Here is a 20,367-nt window from a genome sequence, read left to right on the forward strand (position 1 = left end):
CTCTGGCCCGGGCGGCATCCTGCGGGAGTACCGGCGGGAGCGGCTGTGTCAACTTTGTTCCCCGCTTACAAAATGGCGGCCAGTGCTTCCCGGATGTTGGCCACCCGAATCACGTCCAGGCCCTCCGGAACAGACAGCTTTCCCTGGACCCGTTTCGGAATCAGGCATTTGGTAAATCCCAGGCGCCGCACCTCACTGAGCCGCTGTCCCAGGGCACTCACCGCCCGCAGCTCGCCGGTCAGGCCGATCTCTCCGATGGCAGCCAGGTCGCTGGGAACAGGCCTGTCCCGGAAGCTGGAGGCAAAAGCGATCATAGCGGCCAGATCAGCGGCGGGCTCCTCCAGTGAGAGGCCGCCGATCACGTTCACATAGGCATCGCAGCCGCTGAGCATCAGTCCGCCGCGCTTTTCCAGCACCGCCAGCAGCAGCATGGCCCGGTTGTAGTCCACCCCGTTGCTCACCCGGCGGGGATTGCCCAGGCTGGAGGGCACCACCAGCGCCTGTACCTCCGCCAGCACTGGCCGCACCCCCTCCATCACGCAGGTGACGCAGGTCCCGGGGGCGTCGGTGGGCCGCCCGGCCAGCAGGGCCTCCGACGGGTTGGGCACTTCCGTCAGTCCCGCGTCTGCCATCTCAAAGACGCCAATCTCATTGGTGGCGCCAAAGCGATTTTTCGCCGCCCGGAGGATGCGGTAGGCCATCTGCCGCTCTCCCTCAAAATAGAGAACGCAGTCCACCATATGCTCCAGCACCTTAGGGCCGGCGATAGATCCCTCCTTGTTCACGTGGCCGATGACAAAGACGGTGATCCCCTCCCCTTTCGCCAGCTGCATCAGGGACATGGTACACTCCTTCACCTGGGAGATGCTTCCCGGCCCCGAGCTGATATCCCCGTGATAGAGGGTCTGAATGGAGTCCACGATGAGCACATCGGGCTGGAGGCTGTGGACTGCGTCCAGTACGTGTTCCAGGTTTGTTTCCGACAGGAGATAGAGCTCCTCGCCGGCCACGTTCAGCCGCTGGGCCCGCAGCTTGATCTGCCGCTCTGACTCCTCACCGGATACATACAGGACCTTGGCGAACCGGCACAGGTTGTCGCAGATCTGGAGCATCAGGGTGGATTTTCCAATGCCTGGTGCGCCGCCCACCAGCACCAATGAACCGCGCACCGCTCCGCCGCCCAGCACCCGGTCCAGCTCTCCCATCCCGGTGCGGAAGCGCAGCTCATCGGTGACCTCCACCTCTTCCATGGACTTAGGACGGCTGAGAGGGACGCCGATACCGGATGTCCCCCGGGCGGGCCCTCCCTTCCTGGGGATCTGTTCTGCGGGCCGCTCCACCACCGTATTCCAGGCCCCGCAGGCCGGACATCTCCCCTGCCACTTGGGCGTCTCATTTCCACATTCCGTACAATAAAATACCGTCTTGGCCTTCATATCTCATCCTCAAATCTCTGTGGTATGGGCCGTGATCCGCTCCCCCTGAAAGGTCAGGCAGGCGCTGGCCAGGGCTGCGGCGATCTTGGTCTGATAGACCGGGTCTCGGAGCCTGGCGGCCTCCTGTGGATTGCTGAGGAAGCCGCACTCCACCAAAATCGCCCGGTTGTCAATGTGATTCATCAGATATACTGTGTCTGGGATCTGCTTGGCCTGCCTGCCGTTGTCCGGGTCCAGCGTTTGGCGCAGGATCTCCTGGGTGTATTCGGCCAGTGCCTGGGAGCCCTCTGTGGGTGCGTAGAACACCTGTGCACCGTCGTAGCGGCTCTCCGGGTAGCTGTTTTGGTGGACACTGATCAGGGTGGCGCCGGACAGATCCTGGACGGCCCGGGTCCGGTTGCGCAGGTCCGAGGACTTCTTCTCCTTCAGGGAACCGGCCTCCGGGTCGTGCAGGGAGATATCCTCCCGGCGCAGCATGACGGGGGCGGCACCGCAGAAAGCCAGGATGTCCTCCAGCCGAAGGGCTATGGCCAGGTTGATGCCGCTCTCCTGGGTGCCGTCTGCCGAGACCGCACCGCCGTCCTCTCCTCCGTGGCCGGCATCCACGATGAAGGGGCCTGTCTCCGTGCGGGCAGCGGCGGAGACAGCCTCTCCCTCTCCGTTCGGAGACACGAAGGGGGCCATACACAGCAGTACTGCCAGGACGCACAGGACCGAAATGACATGTTTCATATTGGCATACACCTCCCGTCCATCCTATGGCCGGGAGGCCGCTTTCATGTTATTATACCGCAGATAGGTCCAAAAGGCAAAGGCTCATGCTCACATTAGCTGCAGTATTTTGGAAAGGACTATGAAGCAGTTTTCTCCCAGTTGACATAATATTAGAGGGCGGGGCGCGATTGGAGCGCCCTGCCCTCTTATTTGTTACAGGATGATGCAGATCAGTCCGCCGGAGCCCTCGTTGATGATGCGCTGGAGGGTCTCCCGGAGCTTTTCCCGGGCGTCCTCCGGCATCCGCTTGACCTTGGTGTTCAGGTCCTCCCCCACCAGCTCGTAGAAGGATTTCCCAAAAATGTTGGACTGCCAGATCTTGGAGGTGTCCCCCTCAAATTCCTGGAGCAGATAGTGGACCATCTCCTCGCTCTGCTTCTCCGTACCCACGATAGGGGCAACTTCGGTCTCAATATCCGCGCGGATCATATGGATGGAGGGGGCGCTGGCCTTGAGTCGGACGCCGTAGCGTCCCCCCTGCCGGACGATCTCCGGCTCCTCCAGCACCAGGGAATCGATGGAGGGCACCACGATGCCGTAGCCGGTCTCCTCCACCTCCTTCAGAGCATCTGCCACCTTGTCATATGCTGCCTTGACTCCAGCCAGCTGGGTCAGCAGAGAGACCAGATCTCCGTCGTCCTGGATCTGGAAGCCGGACTGCTGGGACAGAGTGTGGTAGAACAGGGCCCTGGGCAGGTCCAGTACCGCAGCGGCCAGCCCGGTGCCTAGGTCGATGGAGGTCACCCGGGCGTCGCTCACCTCCTCGCACTCCTTGATGGAGCGGACCGTCTGCTCCACGTCCCGGATGCGGTACAGGTCGGAGGCCCCCTCCCGGATGGCGGTGTACAGGGCGGACTTGATGGGGTGGTCCTGAGCCAGGGCGTCCACCCAGGGGGGCAGGAACAGGTCCAGCTCCTTCACCGGGAACTCGTAGAGCACATCCTTCAGGACGGTGTTGATGTCCCCCTCGCTCAGCTCCAGGCAGTTGAGTGCCCGGCAGGCCACCCCGTACCGCTGGCTGATGTCCGCTTGGATGGCCTGGGCCCGCTCCGAGTTGGGATAGGCGGAGTTGAGGAGGACCAGAAAGGGCTTCCCCAGCTCCTTCAGTTCCGTGATGACCCGGTCCTCCGCCTCCAGATAGTCCTCCCGGGGGATCTCGGTGATGGTCCCGTCCGTGGTGATGACGATGCCGATGGTGGAATGTTCCGCAATGACCTTCCGGGTGCCGATCTCCGCCGCCTCCGACATGGGGATCTCGTGATCGAACCACGGGGTGGTCACCATCCGCTGGGTCTCTCCTTCCAGATGTCCCACCGCTCCCTCCACCATGTAGCCCACGCAGTCGATGAGCCGGACCTGGAAGGCGGCGCCCCCCTCCATTGTGACAGCTACCGCTTCCTCCGGGACAAATTTGGGCTCCGCCGTCATGATGGTACGCCCGGAGCCGCTCTGGGGCAGTTCATCCCTGGCCCGCTCCCGGCGGTACACATTTTCAATGTTGGGGATGACCAGCGTCTCCATGAACCGCTTGATAAATGTGGATTTTCCGGTCCGGACCGGCCCCACGACGCCGATATAGATATCGCCCTCGGTCCGAAGCGCGATATCCTCGTAGATTTTGCGATCTTCCACTGAAATTCCTCCTTCGGCCGAGCAAGCCGGTGATTTCCTTACAGTGTATGGGGATAAGCTGTGGAATATGACCTTGCCGCATAGCTTTTCCAGCCTTTGTTTGAAAAAGGAGCCGGACCGCAGGCCGACAGGCCCGGTCCGGCTCCTTGCCGATGAGATCAGCGTACCCGGGGGATCAGGAGCATCCTGCCCGTGGGCAGGCAGCCCTCCTCCAGCTCATTGGCTTGGGTGATCTCCTCCGTGGTAGTACCGTACGCTTTCGCGATGTCCCACAGCCGCTCTCCCGGAGCGGCCATACGCAGCACCACAGAGGGCTGTGTCCCGTCCGGCTTGGCCCGTTCCTCCCCCAGACGCGCGGAGGAGATAGCGGCCTGCCTGCGCTCCGCCAGACAGAGGCAGTGGAATTCCAGAGTGAAGCGCACCTCCAGTCCGCCGGCCGCCGGCACCACGGCCAGTTCGCCTGGGGCGGTACACCAGCACTGACACACCGCCTGGACCGGGCAGTCCAGCCTGCAGTCCGTCTGGACGGTGCGCTGGATAGACTGAAGCTCCTCCCCGTCATCCAGATACAGGGCCGTGATGAGTACCTCTGCCGAAAGGATCATCTGGTCGCCCTCCCGGCTCTGCCGGATCTCCCCCAGGGACAGCCACCCGTCTATGGCGTTTCGTACCAGGGTGGTGGTCTCCAGGATCTCACGGACGCTCTGGGGCCGAATGGACTGATCCACCACCTGGCGCATGGTGTGTTCCTCGGTCTGGACCTCCAGCATCCATCCGGTGCTGTAAATATCCTGGAGCATGGTGACCGGCCGCTGGCTCCTCACCACCGCCTGGGCCAGGAGCTCCAGCGTCACCTCGGCGGAGCCCACCGTTGTCCCAATGGCGGGGGCATTCAGATCGGTAAGGACGACCCGCACCTCACATTCCGCGTCCTCTCCGGCCCCAGGAACTTCGATGATCTGAGAAAAGGGCATGGACTCCCTGGCTGTCCGAAGGGTCCCGTCCGCGTCCCGCAGGAGGGCGTGGAGCTCCACACTGCCCTTGAAGATCAGCTTGCTGCCAATGAGACGGCTCTCCTCACAGGATGGCTCTCCCCGGAGGCTGAGCAGCTCACCACCCTCTGATAGCCCCAAGTCCACACCATCTGTAAATGTAAAGGGTTTTTCCTGCACGGCTACGATCTGATCGGTGGTCTGCTCCTCCTGGAGCTGGCGGATACCATGTTCCTCCGCCGCCTCTACCCCTTGGCATATGGTGCGCTCACAGGGCTGGCAGGCCCTGATCTCCACAGCCAGGTCCACCCGGAGCAGGATCTTTCTGGGATTCAGCACCCGGGCCTCCGCCCACCGCAGGCGGGGATCGGCCAAAATGGTCCCCTGGGAGGTCAGGCCGGGGGCCTCGACCTGGCAGGTGAAGGGGACGCTGAGCTCCATATGGCGCAGACATCCCCCCGTCTCCGGCAGATACAGCACCGAGGCGCGCACCATGCCGGAGACGGTGGCCATTCCCTCCCGGGCCTGTTTTCCTGTGAGGCACGCCTGACCGCATACCTCAACGATGCGCAGAATGTCCGGACAGGCATCCGGAACGATAGCCTCCTGGGTCTCCTCCTGACAGATGGTGACGTCTGCTACGGTCTCAAAGCAGTGGATCGCATCTCGTTTGAGCTCAAGCTCCATAATCGTCCTCTCCCTTACAAATCGAGTCGGCGCGGCCTGGGCCGCCGCGCCGGGTCAGCCATTCCGCTTTGGGACCACTATATGTACAGGCAGGGACAAATATGCCACCCTCAGAAAAGGACTCAGTGCCCCCTGGGCCCCGGGATCACTTCAGGCCAAACAGCTTCCGCAGCAGACCCCGCAGACATCTGGGAGAACGTACCACGACGATGCCCATAAGAAAGCCTCCCCTCCGCATAGACTGGCCGTTTTCCGGCTAATCCAGTCTATGCACGGGGAGGCGATGTGTCACTGTTCCACTGATAAAATTTTATCGCGCCCAGTCCGGGATCTGCTTGGCCTGGTCGTACAGGCGTATATAGCTGGCGTGGCGGCTGGGCTGGATCGCTCCGGCCTCCACCGCCTTCAGCACCGCGCAGCCCTTCTCCTTCACATGGGAGCAGCCGGTAAACTGGCATTTTCCCAGGTAAGGGGCAAACTCCCGGAAGCAGCCCTCCAACTCCTCCTTGCGGCAAAGCTCCATGCGGTCCGTATCAAAGGAGGAGAACCCCGGGGTGTCGGCCACCAGAGCCCCGCCGCTCAGCCGGTAGAGCTCCACATGGCGGGTGGTGTGCCGACCCCGCCCCAGCTTTTCGCTGATCTCCCCTGTCTGCAGGGCGATCCCAGGCTCCAGTGCATTTAGGATGCTGGACTTACCGACGCCGGAATTTCCTGTGAAGGCAGACACCTTTCCAGAAATGACCTGCCGCAGCTCTTCGATCCCCTCGCCGGTCTCCGCGCTCACCTTCAGGGTGGTGAAGCCAGCGGAGGTATAGATCTGGTACAGGTCCTCCCCCGGCACCAAGTCCCACTTGTTGACGCAGATGACGCTGTCACATCCCCGGCGCTCCGCGATGGAGATCACGCGGTCAATGAGGAAGGGATCGGTGGCAGGGACCGCCTGGGACACGATGATGACCAGTTGGTCCACGTTGGCCACCGCCGGGCGCTGGAACTCATTCTTTCTGGGGAGAATCCCGTCCAGCGAGCCGCTCCCGTGTTCCAGCGGGGTAAACAGCACCCGGTCACCCACCAGAGGGGTCACCTTCTCATGGCGGAACTTCCCCCGCCCCCGGCAGGCGAACAGCTGAGTCCCGTCGTCCACATAGTAGAAGCCGCTGAGGGCTTTTAAAATCATTCCTTCTGCCATATCACTCGTCAAAGTTGACCGTGACGCCGTGGTCCAATCTCCCATTGAAATAGACGTTGTATGTCACTTTCCCTGTCCCACTGACCGGTACTGACACAGCCACTTCCATAAGAGGGTTTACATCCCGGTTATAAACTTCCTTTCCGTCGTCGCTGGTGACCATCACATTGATGGACTGGACAGGGTCCGTCTCATCCACCACCGGCAGGTTGATGGTGAGTGTCTTGGTTGATGTCTGAGGAATGTCCGGGTTCTCAGGCCCTGTACTGACGGTAAGGTTGACCTTGCTCCCCTCTTCCACCTCTGTACCAGCCTCCGGCCACTGTTCCACTACCTTTCCCTCCGGTACTGTTTCACTGGAGACATGCTCTATCTCACCCACCTCCAGGTTCATCAGACGGATCCGGCTCTCCGCGTCGCTCTGGGCCATGTCCGCGAAAGAGATCAGCGTGACCTTGGACGCCTCAGGCCCCTTACTGACCACCAGATGGACGCTGTCCCCCGCCTTGAGTTCGGTCCCCTCCGCAGGGGTATAGGAGATGATATAGTTGGCGGGCACCTCATCATCGAACTGATATTCGGGGGCCTCCACGCTCAGCCCCATGTCCCGCAGGGTGGCCAGGGCCTTCAGATATTCCTGGTTGGTGACATCGATCATCTGGATCACCTCGGGTCCACCGCTCACCGTCACCGTGATCTCTGCGTTGTTGGACTTCACGGTGCTCCCGGCAGCAGGGTCCTGCCTGAGGATCGTCCCCGCAGCCTCCTCGCTTTCCACCGTCTGGCCAACGACGATGTTGAACTCCTGTCTCAGCTCCGGGTCCTGAAGGACCTCCTCATAGGTGTAGCCCGTCAGCTTGGGGATGGTATAGTCCGGCGAGGGCATCAGGATGGAGGAGATGAAGAACTGATACATGAAGTAGAACAGTCCCGCCACAAAGGCCAGGATGACAACGATGGCCGCGATGATGGGCCAGTTTGTCCCTCCCCGCCGACGGTCCCGGCGCCTGGGACGGTTCTCCGGCTCCTCCTCTTCCTCCTCCGGCTCCTCGTAGCGGCGCCTGCGGGGTTCAGGCTCCGGCACACGGCTGCGCACCGGCGTATGGGGCGTGCGGATCTGAGTCATGGCGCTCTCTTCCGGCTCCTCGGGCACGAACTCGCTCACGTCGTAGTCAAAGTTGATGCTGGGGTTCTTACGGAACTCTTCCAAGTCGGCCAGCATCGCGTCTGCGGAGGGATATCGGTTGTCCGGGTTGGGAGCCATGGCCTTCATGGTGATGGCCTCCAGAGCCTCTGGGATGGTAGGGTCCAGCTCACGGGGGGAGAGTGGGATGGAATTGATGTGCTGGATGGCCACGGAGACCGGAGTGTCCCCCTCAAAGGGCAGGCGGCCAGTTATCATCTCATAGAGCACCACCCCCGCAGAGTACAGGTCGGAGCGGGCGTCAATATGGCTCCCTCTGGCCTGCTCGGGGGAGATATAATGGACGGAGCCCAGCGCCTCCTGAGTCAGGGTGCTGTGCCCGCCTGAAGCCACCCGTGCGATCCCGAAGTCGGCCACCTTCACGCTGCCGTCCCGCAGCACCATGATGTTGTGGGGCTTGATGTCCCGGTGGATGATGCCCCGGCTGTGGGCGTGCCCCAATGCCTTGACGATCTGGGTGATAAAGTGGAGTGCCTCCCGCCAGTTCAGCTTGTTCCCCTTTTTCTGCATATACTGCTTCAGGGTGATGCCGTCGATCAGTTCCATCACGATGTATTCCAGGTCGGAGGAGCGGCTGACGTCATAAACGGCCACGATGTTTGGGTGGGAAAGCATGGCTACGGCCTGGGACTCGTCGTGGAAGCGGCGGCGGAACTCCGCGTCCTGGGCCAGATCTTCCCGAAGGATCTTGATGGCCACCAGCCGGTTGAGCCGGTGACAGCGTGCCTTGTACACCCGGGCCATGCCCCCGGTGCCGATGATCTCCAGGATCTCATATCGATTATCGAGTAATTTACCTATGTATTGATCCATGGTAAATCGCCTCCTTTGTCGCTGTTATTCGTACTGAATCAGGACCGCCGTCACGTTGTCCGGCGCGCCCCGTTTCAGGGCGATATCCAGCAGCCTCTCACAGCAGGTGACCGCCTCCCCGCCGTGGATCACCTCATAGAGCAACTCCTGGTCGGTCACTACATTGCTCAAGCCGTCGCTGCACAGCAGCAGGTAGTGGCCGGGCAGGGCCTGAAGATAGAAACAGTCCGCCCGAAGATGGGACTCCGCCCCCAAGGCGCGGGTGATGAGATTCTTATGAGGATGGACTCTGGCCTGATCTCGGGTCAGATCCCCTCGTTCCACCAGATCTTCCACCAGCGAGTGGTCCCTGGTGACCCGGGTGATGCCTTCTGGGGTGACGTGATAGGCCCGGCTGTCCCCTTCGTTGAGGATAACTGTCTCGTGGGGCCCCGCCAGGGCTGCCACCAGGGTGGTGCCCATCCCGGAGCACTCCATGTCCACATTAGAGCGGTGGAAGACCTCGTCATTGGCGCGGGATGCCGCCCGCTCCATCCGGACCCGGTCAGACTCGTCCTCCTTTCGTGAAAGGAATTCCTCCATAAAGAGCTCCACCGCCATGGTGCTGGCGATGTTGCCCGCCCGGGCGCCGCCCATGCCGTCGCAGACCAGCGCAATGATCCGGCCGTCCGGCAGGGTCCGGCAGGCAAACGCATCCTGGTTCTGCTCTCGTACCATTCCCCGGTGGGTGATCCCCCATACATTCATGGAATATCTGCCTCTTTCCTGCCGTCATTCCGGCCGAGTGTCTGAGCCATGGCCTTTCGGCGCAGCTGGCCGCAGGAGGCGTCGATATCGCCTCCCAGCTTGCGGCGCACCGTAACGGTCACGCCGTGCCCCTCCAGGCGCCGCTGAAAAGCGGCCACCCTGCGGCTGGGCTTCAGTGGACTCTCCTCCACATCATTGAGCGGGATCAGGTTGACATGGCCGGGTGTCCCCTTCAGCAGCCGAGCCAGGAGATCAGCCTGCCAGTCAGAGTCGTTGACCCCGTCGATCATTGCATATTCGTAGGAGATGCGCCGTCCAGTGGTCTGGAAATACCGCCGGCAGGCTGCCATCAGCTTTTCCACGCCCACGCTCCGGTTCACCGGCATCAGACGGGAGCGGGTCTCATCGTCCGGCGCGTGGAGGGAGACCGATAGTGTTAATTGTAACCTATGTTGGGCCAGTTTGTCAATTTGATCCGCCAGCCCGCAGGTAGACAGGGAGATGTGGCGCATGCCGATGTTCAGACCATTTGGCTGGTTGACCAGTGTCAGGAACTTCAGCACCGTATCCATATTGTCCAGGGGCTCCCCGATCCCCATCAGCACGATGTTGGAGACCGGCTCCCCGCTGTCCAACTGGGTGAAGAGGACCTGGTCCACCATCTCTGCCGGCGTAAGGTCCCGCACCTTGCCTCCCAGGGTGGAAGCGCAGAAAGCACAGCCCATCCGGCAGCCCACCTGACAGGAGATACACACAGTATTCCCATGCTTATACCGCATCAAAACCGTCTCGATGCAGTTTCCGTCTGACAGCCTCCACAGGTATTTGATGGTGCCATCCTGGGCAGAGACCTGCTTTCTGGCCACCTGGGGAGCTGTAAGAAAACAGTGCTCCTCCAGCTTCTGCCGCAGGACCTTGGGGAGGTCGGTCATTTCGTCAAAGGAGACGGCACCTCGATAGAGCCACTGAAACACCTGCTTGGCCCGGAAGGCGGGTTCCCCCTGCTCCCGGAACCAGGCGGCCAGCTCCTCCGGCGTCATGGATTTGAGATCGATCAAAGGGCTTCCTCCCTCTTTTTCATGCGGCTGATAAAGAAGCCGTCCGTCCCCTGTATGTGGGGCCACAGCGTCAGCATCCAGCTGCTCCCCTCCGCTCCGGGGACGCCAGGCAGCTGGAAGGGCTCGGGTCCAAACTGGGGGTGCGCCTCCAGGAAGGCGGACACCACATCCTCATTTTCCCGCCGCAGCAGCGTGCAGGTGGAGTAGAGCAGTGTCCCACCGGGCCGCACATAGGAGGAGACGTTCTCCAGGATTCGGCGCTGTACGCTGGGAAGGGCTGCCAGGGGCTCCGGGTCCTTGTAGCGGATGTCCGGCTTCTTCCGAATGACGCCCAGACCGGAACAGGGGGCGTCCACAAGCACCAGATCAAAGGCACCCTCCCACTCCGGGCGGTGGACGCAGGCATCCGCCGTCATAGGCGTGACGCAGTCCAGGCCCAGACGGGCCGCGCCGTTGGCGATCAGCTTTTTCTTGTGGGGGTGCAGGTCGCAGGAGCACACCGTTCCCCTGCCCCCCATGGCGATAGCTGCGGCAAAGGACTTGCCGCCAGGCGCCGCGCAGGCATCCAGCACCCGCATCCCCGCGGCAGGGCCTGCTGCCGCCACCGCCAGCCGGGAAGCTGGGTCCTGGATGTAGAAGAGACCCGCCTGAAACTCCGGCAGCTCCTCCAGATTCCCGGTCCCAGACAGGAGGATACAGTCTGTCAGCCAGGGGTGTTCCTCTGCCCGGACCCCTCGCTCCTCCAGGCGCAGGCGCAGCTCCCGGGCGTTGATCTTCAGGGTGTTCACCTGGGCCGCCGTGGCAGGCTGCGCGTTGTTGGCCCGCAGCAGGGCCGCAGCGCCGTCGTTCCCCAGAGTCAGCAGGAATTCCCGCACCATCCACGCCGGATGGCTGTACAGGATGGACAGGTACTCCACCGGGTCCCGCTGGGGGATGGTGGGCAGACGCTCCAGGCTCCTCTCCAGACTGCGGAGGATGCCGTTGACCATCCCCGCCGCCCGGGGGTTCTTGCAGTAGGCCCGGGTCAGCTCTACGGACCGGTTGACCGCTGCGCTGTGGGGGATCCTGTCCAGAAAGAGCATCTGGTAGGCCCCCAGGCGCAGGGCCTGGACCACCCGCCCCTCCATCCGCTTGAGGGGGATATTGGAGAAATGGGCCAGATAGAAGTCCAGGAGCATCTGGTTCTGCAAAACACCGGCGCACAGCTGGGTGGCCAGCGCCGCGTCCCGGCTGTCCAATCCGGCCGCCGATATCTGCTTTTTTAGGGCGCCGTCCGACCATCCCCCCTGTCTCTCACAGGCGTTCAGGGTGAGGAGCGCCGTTTCTCGGGCATCCACAGGGCTTCACCTCCCGCTTCTGAATGGGTCTCAATCCTCTTCCGCCGAAACAGGGTGTCCTCTCAAATAGTCTGCCGCAGACATCCGTCGACTTCCAGGCGCCTGAAGCTCTGTCAAGCAGAGCACCTTTCCATCTCCACAGGCGACCCGGATGCCCCGTTTGTCGGCAGAAAGGATGGTGCCGGGCCGCCGGCTGGTGGACTCCCCGGTCTCTCGACCGCCAAACACCTTCACCACACCAGCACCCAGCAGGTCGGTGCTGGAGGCAGGCCAGGGGATCAGCCCCCGGATCTGGTCGTGGATCTCACGGGCCGGGCGGGTCCAATCAATGGGAGAGAGCTCCCGGGAAAGCATGGGCGCATAGGTGGCCCGTTCCCCGTCCTGGGGGGTACGCTCCGCCGTTCCGGCCTCCAGCCGGGACACTGTCTGGACCAGCAGCCGGGCGCCCAGCCCGGCCAGCCGATCATGAACCGACTCCACCGTCTCTTCGGGATCGATCGGGGTGGACGCCTGGGCGATGATGTCCCCCGCGTCCAGCTCCTGGGCCATATACATGATGGTGACCCCGGTCTCCTCCTCCCCGTTGAGCACCGCCCAATTGATGGGGGCAGCCCCCCGGTACTTGGGGAGCAGGGAGGAGTGCACATTGATGCACCCCTTGGCCGGCAGCTCCAAAATTTTCCGGGGCAGGAGACGGCCGTAGGCCGCCACTACGATCAGCTCAGGGGACATCTGGCGGATCTCCTCCAGGGCAGTGCCGTCCTTGAGAGTAACAGGCTGGAAAACAGGAATATCATGTGCAAGGGCTATCCGCTTTACAGGTGGTGCCTGGAGCTTCATTCCCCTGTTTTTCGGCCGGTCCGGCTGGGTGAATACGCCGCAGATGGTGTGTCCTGCGGCAATCAGCACCTCTAGGGACGGGACAGCGAAATCCGGGGTGCCCATAAAGAGAATCGTCATTTCCCCTGCTCCTCCAGCATGGCGTCCAGCTCCTCGGTGGTGTAGATCCGGTCGGCCAGATCCGTGTAGAGCTGTCCGTCCAGGTGGGCCAGCTCGTGGCAAAAGCACCGGGCGGTCATGCCTGTCCCCTCAGTCTCAAACTCATTTCCGTTCCGGTCGTGGGCCCGGACCTTCACCCATGCGGGACGCTTCACATAGCCCCAGTAACCGGGCACGGAGAGGCAGCCCTCCAGGCCGTCCTCCTCCCCCTCGCTGGCAATGATCTCAGGGTTGATCAGCTCCAGCATCTCCTCCTGGTCGTTGACCACCAGGACCGCTCTGCGCAGGATGCCCACCTGGGGCGCGGCCAGGCCCAGCCCGTTGGCCTGGGCCAGGGTCTCCCGCATGTCGTCCAGCAGATCCCACAGCTTTTGATCGAAGCGTGTGACCGGATGGCAGTGTTTCTCGAGGACAGGGTCCCCCTTTTTGATGATCTCTCGAAGCGCCATGAAACATTTCTCCTTTGCATAATCAATCCATGGGATTCAGGTCGGCAAATACAGAAGTCCCCCGGCTCTCCCGGTCCTGCCGCACCGCCCGGAGGAGGGCGGCGATCAGGGAACGGAGAGGGCGGCTGTCCTGTCCGACCAGTGTGAGGCGGTATCGATACCGGTTGTTGACTCTGGCGATGACTGCCGGCGCGGGACCCAGCAGGCGGAAGGACTGATCGGGCAGTTTGGGGAGCTCTCTCTCCAAAAACTGCCTCAGCCGGGTGCACACCCGGAGCACCCCCGCCTCGTTGGGGCCGGAGGCGGTCAGCACCAGGATGTCCCGAAAGGGCGGCTCGTCCCGCAGGCGGCGCAGCTGGATTTCCTGCTCATAGAAGCTGTCATAGTCCTGGCCGGCGGCGAAACGGATGACGTCGTTGTCCGGGGTGTAGGTCTGGATCACCGCTCTCCCCCGCTTCTCCCCGCGGCCGGCCCGGCCCACCACTTGGGTGATCAGAGAGAAGGTGCGCTCCCCGGCGCGGAAGTCGGCGGCATAGAGGGACAGATCTGCGTCCACCACCCCCACCAGGGTCACATTGTCAAAGTCCAGCCCTTTGGCCACCATCTGGGTCCCAACCAGGATGGGGACGCGCTGTTTCTGAAATCGGGATAGAAGCTCCTCGTGGGGGTGGGCGGCGGAGATGGTATCCGCATCCATGCGGAGGATCTCGATCCCGGGAAACAGTGCCTCCAGTTCCTCCTGGACCCGCTGGGTCCCCACACCGATAAAGTTCAGCCTGCCGCCGCAGGAAGGACACGCAGGAGGAAGGGGCTCAGAATAGCCGCAGTAATGGCACATCAGCCTTCCGTTGGCGGAGTGGTAGGTCAGCCGCACCGAGCATCGTGGGCACTCCGGGACCTGTCCGCATTCCCCGCAGGAGACCATGCGGCTGCTGCCCCGGCGGTTCAGGAACAGGATGCTCTGCTCCCCGCGTTCCAGGTTGCAGGCCAGCTCCCGGCGCAGCTCCGCACTGATGGCGGTGCAGTTCCCCGCCCGCAGCTCCCGCTTCATATCCACAATGCGGACCTGCGGCATGGCCTGTTGGTTGAAGCGTTGGCTCAGGGTAAACAGACGGTAGCGCCCCTCCCTGGCCTGGTACATGGACTCCACCGCCGGGGTGGCTGAGCCCAGAAGGAGCACCGCTCTATGCTGGACACAGCGGTATTTTGCCACGTCCCTGGCATGGTAGCGGGGGGCGTTCTCTGATTTATAGCTGCTCTCCTGCTCCTCGTCCAGCACGATCAGCCCGATGTGGTCCAGAGGGGCAAAAACAGCGGAACGGGTGCCCAGCACCACCCGGGCCGCGCCGGAACGGACCCGCTTCCACTCGTCGTACCGCTCTCCGCTGCGCAGGGAGCTGTGGAGCACCGCCACCAGCTCCCCAAAGTGGGAGGCGAACACCCGCAGCAGCTGGGGCGTCAGGGAGATCTCCGGGACCAGTACCATGGCGGTCTGCCCCCTGGCCAGCACCTCCTGGATCAGGCGGATATAGATTTGGGTCTTTCCGCTGCCGGTGACGCCGTACAGCAGGGCGGCGCCCGCCTCCCCCCGGAGGCAGAACCGGTCCAGGCCGCGGAAGGCCGCCTCCTGCTCCTGATTTAATTCCACCGGTCCGGCGGGCTCCACGTCCTCTACCCGGACCCTCCGGAGCACCTCATGCTTCTCCAGGGTGAGGATGCCGCTCTTTTCCAGAGATCGCAGCGTGGCGGGAGAGGCGCCGGTAAAATAGCAAAGCTCCTTGGTGGAGGCCGCCCCCAGAGTGCAGAGGAGCTCCGTCACCGCGTAGCGCAGGGGGGCTCGCTTCCGTCTGGAGGTGACCAGCTCCATGGCCTCCTCTGCCGGCATATTCAGCACGGCCAGCCGCTCTGTCTTGTCCCCCACCGCCCGCTGGGCGCTGGTCTCCAGTACCGCGATCTTCCGGTCCAGAAGGACCCGGATGGCGGGGGTGGGGTCCTTGGCGCCAAAGGCGGTGTGGATCTGGGTCACGTCCCCGCTCCCCCCCCAGCAGCAGAGCATCTCCGCCAGCCTGGCGGCAGCTGGAGCGTCCGAGAGCAGATCCCAGATCTGTTCCGGCTCCAGCCCGGGGACTAAGGTCACGCTGTCCCGCAGGGCAAAGTACATCCCCGCCGGGAGCATGGCCTTCACCGCGTCGCTGACAGTGCAGAAGTACCGCTCCCGCATCCACAGGGCCAGCTGGATCCCCTTTTCATCCAGGACGGGAGCGTCGTCCAGGCAGGACAGCACCGGCTTCAGTGTGGGTGTGTTCTCCTCCTGCCGTTCCAGGGAGAGCACGATGCCATCCGACCCACGGTTTCCGCTCCCGAAAGGGACGGCCACCCGCATCCCGGGCAGTACCTGTCCCTCCAGCTCCGGAGGGACCAGATAGTCATAGGGCTTGTCGATGGCGTAGATCGCTTTGGATACCGCCACCTTGGCCACCACTCTCCCGATACCGATCCCCTCCTCTTCCGTACAAGGCAAAGCAAGCGTGGGAAGCCTCCCTCCGCTTGCTCCTCGCCGCCTGCTTACGATTCAGACACGTCCAGCTGACCCTCCGCTACTTCGCGGATGGCAATGCTCACCGGTTTGTCGTCCAGAGGGACGCCGGCGGTCTCCGCCTCGCTGGCAATCTGCCGGGCGCGGCAGGCCACCACATTGACCAGCTGATAGCGGCTGGGCACCTTAGCCAGCAGATCTCTCATAGCAGGATAAAGCATCATAACGAAAATTCCCCTTTCAAAATGTTTCTGCGGTTGTCCACCCGGCACTCATTGGCCACCAGGATGGCCTCGATTTCCTCCACTGCGTTAGAGACCTTGTCGTTGATCACCAGATAGTCGTAGGTCGGGATCTCCCGGAACTCTATCTTCGCCTTCTCCAGCCGGCCGGCGATCACGTTCTCGTTGTCCGTGTTCCGGTTGTGGAGACGGCGGGAGAGTTCCTCAAAGGAGGGCGGGATGATAAAGATAAAGACGGCTTCAGGGCATCGGGCCCGAACCTTTGCCGCCCCCTGCACCTCGATGTCCAGCAGAACGTCGATGCCGGCGTTCAGTTTTTCCTGGATCATCTTCAGGGAGGTGCCGTAGTAGTTGTTCACATATTCCGCGTATTCCAGCAGCTCCTGGTCCGCGATCATCCTCTCGAACTCCGTCCGGGAGACGAAGTTGTAGTTGATCCCGTCTGCCTCTCCCACCCGGGGCTGGCGGGTGGTGTAGGACACAGAGAAATAGATCCCCTTCCGCTGGCCCAAAAGCTCTGCGATCACGGTGCTCTTACCCACACCGGATGGACCGGACAAAACGATGAGCTGTCCCTTCTCTTTCTTTTTGGTCATTCCTCATCCTCCTCTGCTTCAGGGGCCTCCCGGCTCTCCAGACGGCTGGCCACAGTGTCCGGCTGAAGCGCTGAGAGAACCAGATGGTCGTTGTCCATGATGAGCACCGACCGGGTCCGGCGGCCATAGGTGGCATCGATGAGCGTGCCCCGGTCCCGGGCCTCCTGCACCATGCGCTTGATGGGGGCCGAATCCGGCGACACGATAGCCACCAGCCGGCCGGCGGAGATCATATTGCCAAATCCGATGTTGATGAGCTTCAAATGTCCCGCCCCCTCATTCGATGTTCTGGACCTGCTCCCGGATCTTCTCGATTTCAGCCTTGATATCCACCACATAGCGGGCGATCTCGATGTCGCTGCACTTCGAGCCGATGGTGTTGGCCTCCCGGTTGAACTCCTGGATCAGAAAGTCCAGCTTGCGCCCGGTGGCTCCGCCCTGAGCCAGCATGTGCCGCAGCTGCCCCAGGTGGCTGCGCAGGCGCACCGTCTCCTCGTCCACCGCCACCTTGTCAGCAAAGATGGCCGCTTCTGTGAGGATGCGGGCCGGGTCCAGCTGGGTGTTGGCCAGCACCTCATTCATTTTAGCCTCCAGACGAGCCCGGTATTCCTCCACGGTCTGGGGGGATCTCTCCTCCACCAGGGTGACCAGGCGTTCAATGGTGTCCGCCCGGGTCAGGATGTCATCAGATAGCTTCTGGCCCTCCCGGCTGCGCATCCGGTCAAAGTCGGACAGCGCCTGTTCCATGACGGCACTGATGTCCTGGGAGACCTGCTCCGCATCCTCCTCTTCCTTCTCCACCAGCAGCACATCGGGAAATCGGGAGAGCAGGGAGACGGAGATGTCATCGGACAGCCCATAGCTCTGGGCCAACTCCCGCAGGGCAGCGCAGTATCCGTCCGCCACCGGCCGATTGATGGAGACCTTCACGCCGGCGGCGCCTGCGCTGTCTATTGTGACGAAGACATCCACCTTTCCCCTGGAAATGGAACTCTGGACCTGAGACTTCAGCCCATCCTCCGCAAACAGATAGAGCCTGGGAATGCGGATAGAGCAATCCAGATATCGGTTATTGACGGAACGGAGCTCCACCGTGATGGTACGCCCGTTCAGGCTCTGCTCCGCCCGGCCGTAGCCGGTCATGCTTTTCACCATTGGTGCGGTTCACTTCCTTATTTTGATTTCAGCGGCGGCGCCCCGGCATCCGGGCCATCACCAGCGCGATCAGGCGGGACAGGCCCACGTCATAGAGGACGAAGATCAGATTCCCTGCCAGATAGAGCAGCCAGGTCCTCTCCCCCAGCCACACAGGGGGATCGGGCAGGAACAGCGCCCGCAGCGCGAACCAGAAGAGAGACAGGGCCGCGTTGAAGCAGGCCAGCTTGCACAGCCACTCCAGGGGCAGGCGCCGCAGGCCCTCGATGTTGTTTTTGACTACCGGGTAGAGCCCCAAGAAGATCAGGTAGAGCAGAGCGACCCCCTTGTCCGGCAGCAGGAACAGCCCCAGCAGGGCGGATGCGGCCCAGCACAGATAGCCCGCCGCCCGTCCGGCGGCCAGCACCGCGGCCACCGGAAACAGACCGGCCGCGCCGGTCAGGCCGATGCGCCCTGACGGAACCATACAGGCCAGCCAGAGCACGGCCAGGCTCCCAGCTGCCAGGACCCCGGCAACCGCGGTGCGGCGGCTGGTGGTGTGAAAAGAGGCCATCTCAGCAGTGCCCCCCTCCGCACAGGCAGTTCAGGCACAGCAGGCTGGTGCAGCAGTCCAGACCGTCCATCCCTCCGCTGTATCCGTAGGGGCGGTATGCCTGTCCCCCCTGCTGCATCATGGCCAGGGCCTGGCGGTACTCCATGTTCCCTGGGTCCATCTGGCAGGCCAGGGAGTAGTTCTGCATCGCCTCATCCAGCCAGCCCTTCCGGTAGGCGATGCTGCCGGAAAGGAAATACCACTCCCCGTTTTTCTGGGGCACCTCGTTGAGCAGGCGCTCCGCCGTCCCCAGATCTCCGCTGTTGATCAGGTTCCGGATGCGGGCGTAGGTAGGGTTGGCGGAGCCGCTCTGTTGATGACTGTATTGGTATCCGCCGCCATAGCTCTGCCCGCCGTATCCGCCGGACGGACGTTGATAAGAGCCCCCACCTCCGCTGCGCTGCTTGGTGATGGTCTCATAGGCCTCGTTGATCTCTTTCATCTTCTCCTCAGCCAGATCGGCCAGGGGATTGTTCTGATAATTGTCCGGATGGTACTTCCGGGCGAGCTCACGATAGGCCTTTTTGATCTCTTCATCGCTGGCATTGGGGCTGACCCCCAAAACACTGTACGGATCGTTCATGTAGGTTTTCTCCAAATCTTTTCTTTTTTCAGACGGGACCAGCTGCCATCAAAGACGGCCTGCTGGATCATGGGGAGCCCCAAATAGAGGATATTCTCCAGCACAGGGGTTCGGCAGCCAAAGTCCGGTACGCAGAACGCGGAGCGGGCCAAATTTAGGGAGTGCTCCAGAGTCAGGGCCAGCGCCTGGTCGTCCCCTCCCTCCCCATATCGGGCGCGGACAGGGTTATAGCAGCCGGAGGCGCGGTCCTCCTCCAGATCGTCCCGGGCGTCGATGAGATAGATCCACCGCCCCAAGTGGTAGAGGAGCTGCTCCAGCGCCCGATCCCGGCTCCGGTCCTCAGAGGGGGGCGCGGCTGCCTGGAGGATGCGGGCGAAGGTGTCGGCCGTCCGGTCGATTGAGGGGCAGTTTTCTGCCTCCAGCCCTGTCAGCTCCTCCAGGCAGGAACGGACTGTCCGGTCAAATTCCGGCCGGCAGACCGCCGCCTTTCGGTAGGCGGGAGCTAGGAGCAGGGCCAGCCCTCTGGCTGGCAGGCCGCTGAAGGGGCCGTCGTCCCGAGCAGAATCCCGCAGCTTCCAGTAGGTTAGGATGATGCTCTCGTCCGCCGCCGCCTCCAGGGCCGGATCAGCGGGACACATCTCCTTTCTGGCCAGCGGATTGGCGTGGCACCTGCCGCGGCAGGGGACGAACCGCTGTTCTGCCGGCCAGAGCAGCAGGGCCAGAAAGGTGAAATCAAAATTGAGGAACATGGGTGCCAGCAGGCCGTATTTCCGCCGCAGTTCCCGGCAGAGCCCACAGTATGTGGCACGATAAAGGTCAAAATCTTTACACTTCAGTTCCTCCCGGACAGGCCGGACATATCCAAACACAGGGCTCTCCTCACACGCTGTGAAGATACCCCAGCACGGTGAATTCCGGGGTCTTCCGCCGGGTGATGGTCCGGTTGATCAGGACCGCCGGAACGAAGCCCAGGACCAGCCCCGCGGCTGCCATTCCGATGGAACCCCCGTCTCCCAGACCCAGAAGTCTGCCGATGAGGTATCCCCCCAGAAGAAAGACGCAGGGGAGGAAAAAGACCAGAAGGGCGAAGCCGATGGCGCTGCCGGAGGCGGGCTCCACCTCCACCCAGTCCCCCGGCTTGGCCCCCCCCTGCGGATCAGAGGCCAGGGCCAGGATCTCCTCCTTGGGGCGCTGGGGGCAGCCCTCGCAGCTGGAACAGCTCAGGCCGCACTCCATTTGGCGCATAAGGGACACCTCCACCACACCGGGATGGACCACTTTTTTTACAATGGCATTTTGACTCATGATGCTGCTGCCTCCAAAGTTTTGCCTCAAAAACCGTTTTT

General features: G+C 62.6%; 20 protein-coding genes. All 20 read right to left on the minus strand.

From position 1 onward, the window contains the following. Positions 1-65 precede the first annotated feature (65 nt). Positions 66-1,436, minus strand: a complete 1,371-nt coding sequence (gene radA, locus BN1969_RS13695) for a DNA repair protein RadA (RefSeq protein ID WP_050624820.1) — start codon at positions 1,434-1,436, stop codon at positions 66-68. Positions 1,437-1,445: 9 nt separating this feature from the next. After that, positions 1,446-2,168, minus strand: coding sequence for an N-acetylmuramoyl-L-alanine amidase (locus tag BN1969_RS13700; protein WP_050624821.1), 723 nt, complete (start codon positions 2,166-2,168; stop codon positions 1,446-1,448). Positions 2,169-2,363: 195 nt separating this feature from the next. After that, entirely contained in the window at positions 2,364-3,842 is a 1,479-nt protein-coding gene (gene spoIVA / locus BN1969_RS13705) for a stage IV sporulation protein A (protein WP_050624822.1), read from the minus strand. Positions 3,843-4,000: 158 nt separating this feature from the next. Then, positions 4,001-5,521: a DUF3794 and LysM peptidoglycan-binding domain-containing protein gene (locus tag BN1969_RS13710; protein ID WP_050624823.1), complete on the minus strand. Its 1,521-nt coding sequence runs from the start codon at positions 5,519-5,521 to the stop codon at positions 4,001-4,003. A 310-nt stretch (positions 5,522-5,831) separates the two neighbouring features. Continuing rightward, positions 5,832-6,710 (minus strand): ribosome small subunit-dependent GTPase A, encoded by an 879-nt coding sequence (rsgA, locus tag BN1969_RS13715; protein ID WP_050624824.1) that lies wholly within the window; start codon positions 6,708-6,710, stop codon positions 5,832-5,834. Between the two features lies 1 nt (position 6,711). Then, the gene (gene pknB, locus BN1969_RS13720; RefSeq protein ID WP_050624825.1) at positions 6,712-8,727 is read right to left on the minus strand and encodes a Stk1 family PASTA domain-containing Ser/Thr kinase; all 2,016 of its coding nucleotides are present in this window, start codon (positions 8,725-8,727) and stop codon (positions 6,712-6,714) included. Between the two features lie 24 nt (positions 8,728-8,751). Continuing rightward, positions 8,752-9,474: a Stp1/IreP family PP2C-type Ser/Thr phosphatase gene (locus tag BN1969_RS13725; protein WP_050624826.1), complete on the minus strand. Its 723-nt coding sequence runs from the start codon at positions 9,472-9,474 to the stop codon at positions 8,752-8,754. Continuing rightward, on the minus strand, positions 9,471-10,532 hold the full coding sequence (gene rlmN, locus BN1969_RS13730; RefSeq protein ID WP_050624827.1) for a dual-specificity RNA methyltransferase RlmN: 1,062 nt from the start codon (positions 10,530-10,532) through the stop codon (positions 9,471-9,473). Before rlmN ends, BN1969_RS13725 begins: the two co-directional genes overlap by 4 nt. Continuing rightward, positions 10,529-11,869: a 16S rRNA (cytosine(967)-C(5))-methyltransferase RsmB gene (gene rsmB, locus BN1969_RS13735; RefSeq protein WP_050624828.1), complete on the minus strand. Its 1,341-nt coding sequence runs from the start codon at positions 11,867-11,869 to the stop codon at positions 10,529-10,531. Before rsmB ends, rlmN begins: the two co-directional genes overlap by 4 nt. A gap of 30 nt (positions 11,870-11,899) precedes the next feature. After that, complete coding sequence (fmt, locus tag BN1969_RS13740) at positions 11,900-12,829, minus strand: methionyl-tRNA formyltransferase (RefSeq protein ID WP_050624829.1); 930 nt, start codon at positions 12,827-12,829, stop codon at positions 11,900-11,902. Next, positions 12,826-13,317 (minus strand): peptide deformylase, encoded by a 492-nt coding sequence (gene def / locus BN1969_RS13745; RefSeq protein ID WP_050624830.1) that lies wholly within the window; start codon positions 13,315-13,317, stop codon positions 12,826-12,828. The genes fmt and def overlap by 4 nt, the downstream gene beginning before the upstream one ends. Positions 13,318-13,339: 22 nt before the next feature. Then, positions 13,340-15,838 (minus strand): replication restart helicase PriA, encoded by a 2,499-nt coding sequence (priA, locus tag BN1969_RS13750; RefSeq protein WP_242850346.1) that lies wholly within the window; start codon positions 15,836-15,838, stop codon positions 13,340-13,342. Positions 15,839-15,882: 44 nt separating this feature from the next. Further along, entirely contained in the window at positions 15,883-16,077 is a 195-nt protein-coding gene (gene rpoZ / locus BN1969_RS13755; RefSeq protein ID WP_050624831.1) for a DNA-directed RNA polymerase subunit omega, read from the minus strand. Further along, a complete protein-coding gene (gene gmk / locus BN1969_RS13760; protein WP_050624832.1) occupies positions 16,074-16,691 on the minus strand; it encodes a guanylate kinase in 618 nt (205 codons plus the stop codon). The genes rpoZ and gmk overlap by 4 nt, the downstream gene beginning before the upstream one ends. Continuing rightward, the gene (gene remA, locus BN1969_RS13765) at positions 16,688-16,954 is read right to left on the minus strand and encodes an extracellular matrix/biofilm regulator RemA (RefSeq protein WP_050624833.1); all 267 of its coding nucleotides are present in this window, start codon (positions 16,952-16,954) and stop codon (positions 16,688-16,690) included. The genes gmk and remA overlap by 4 nt, the downstream gene beginning before the upstream one ends. A 13-nt stretch (positions 16,955-16,967) precedes the next feature. Beyond that, positions 16,968-17,846: a YicC/YloC family endoribonuclease gene (locus BN1969_RS13770; protein WP_050624834.1), complete on the minus strand. Its 879-nt coding sequence runs from the start codon at positions 17,844-17,846 to the stop codon at positions 16,968-16,970. A gap of 28 nt (positions 17,847-17,874) precedes the next feature. Continuing rightward, a complete protein-coding gene (locus tag BN1969_RS13775) occupies positions 17,875-18,399 on the minus strand; it encodes a hypothetical protein (protein ID WP_050624835.1) in 525 nt (174 codons plus the stop codon). 1 nt (position 18,400) lies between these two features. After that, a complete protein-coding gene (locus BN1969_RS13780) occupies positions 18,401-19,021 on the minus strand; it encodes a J domain-containing protein (protein WP_050624836.1) in 621 nt (206 codons plus the stop codon). Beyond that, positions 19,018-19,890: a DUF5685 family protein gene (locus BN1969_RS13785; protein WP_050624837.1), complete on the minus strand. Its 873-nt coding sequence runs from the start codon at positions 19,888-19,890 to the stop codon at positions 19,018-19,020. The genes BN1969_RS13780 and BN1969_RS13785 overlap by 4 nt, the downstream gene beginning before the upstream one ends. Positions 19,891-19,900: 10 nt before the next feature. Beyond that, on the minus strand, positions 19,901-20,326 hold the full coding sequence (locus BN1969_RS13790) for a SoxR reducing system RseC family protein (protein WP_050624838.1): 426 nt from the start codon (positions 20,324-20,326) through the stop codon (positions 19,901-19,903). Positions 20,327-20,367 lie beyond the last annotated feature (41 nt).

It is taken from the genome of Clostridium phoceensis, from assembly GCF_001244495.1.
GTDB classification, from domain to species: Bacteria; Bacillota; Clostridia; order Oscillospirales; family Oscillospiraceae; genus Lawsonibacter; species Lawsonibacter asaccharolyticus.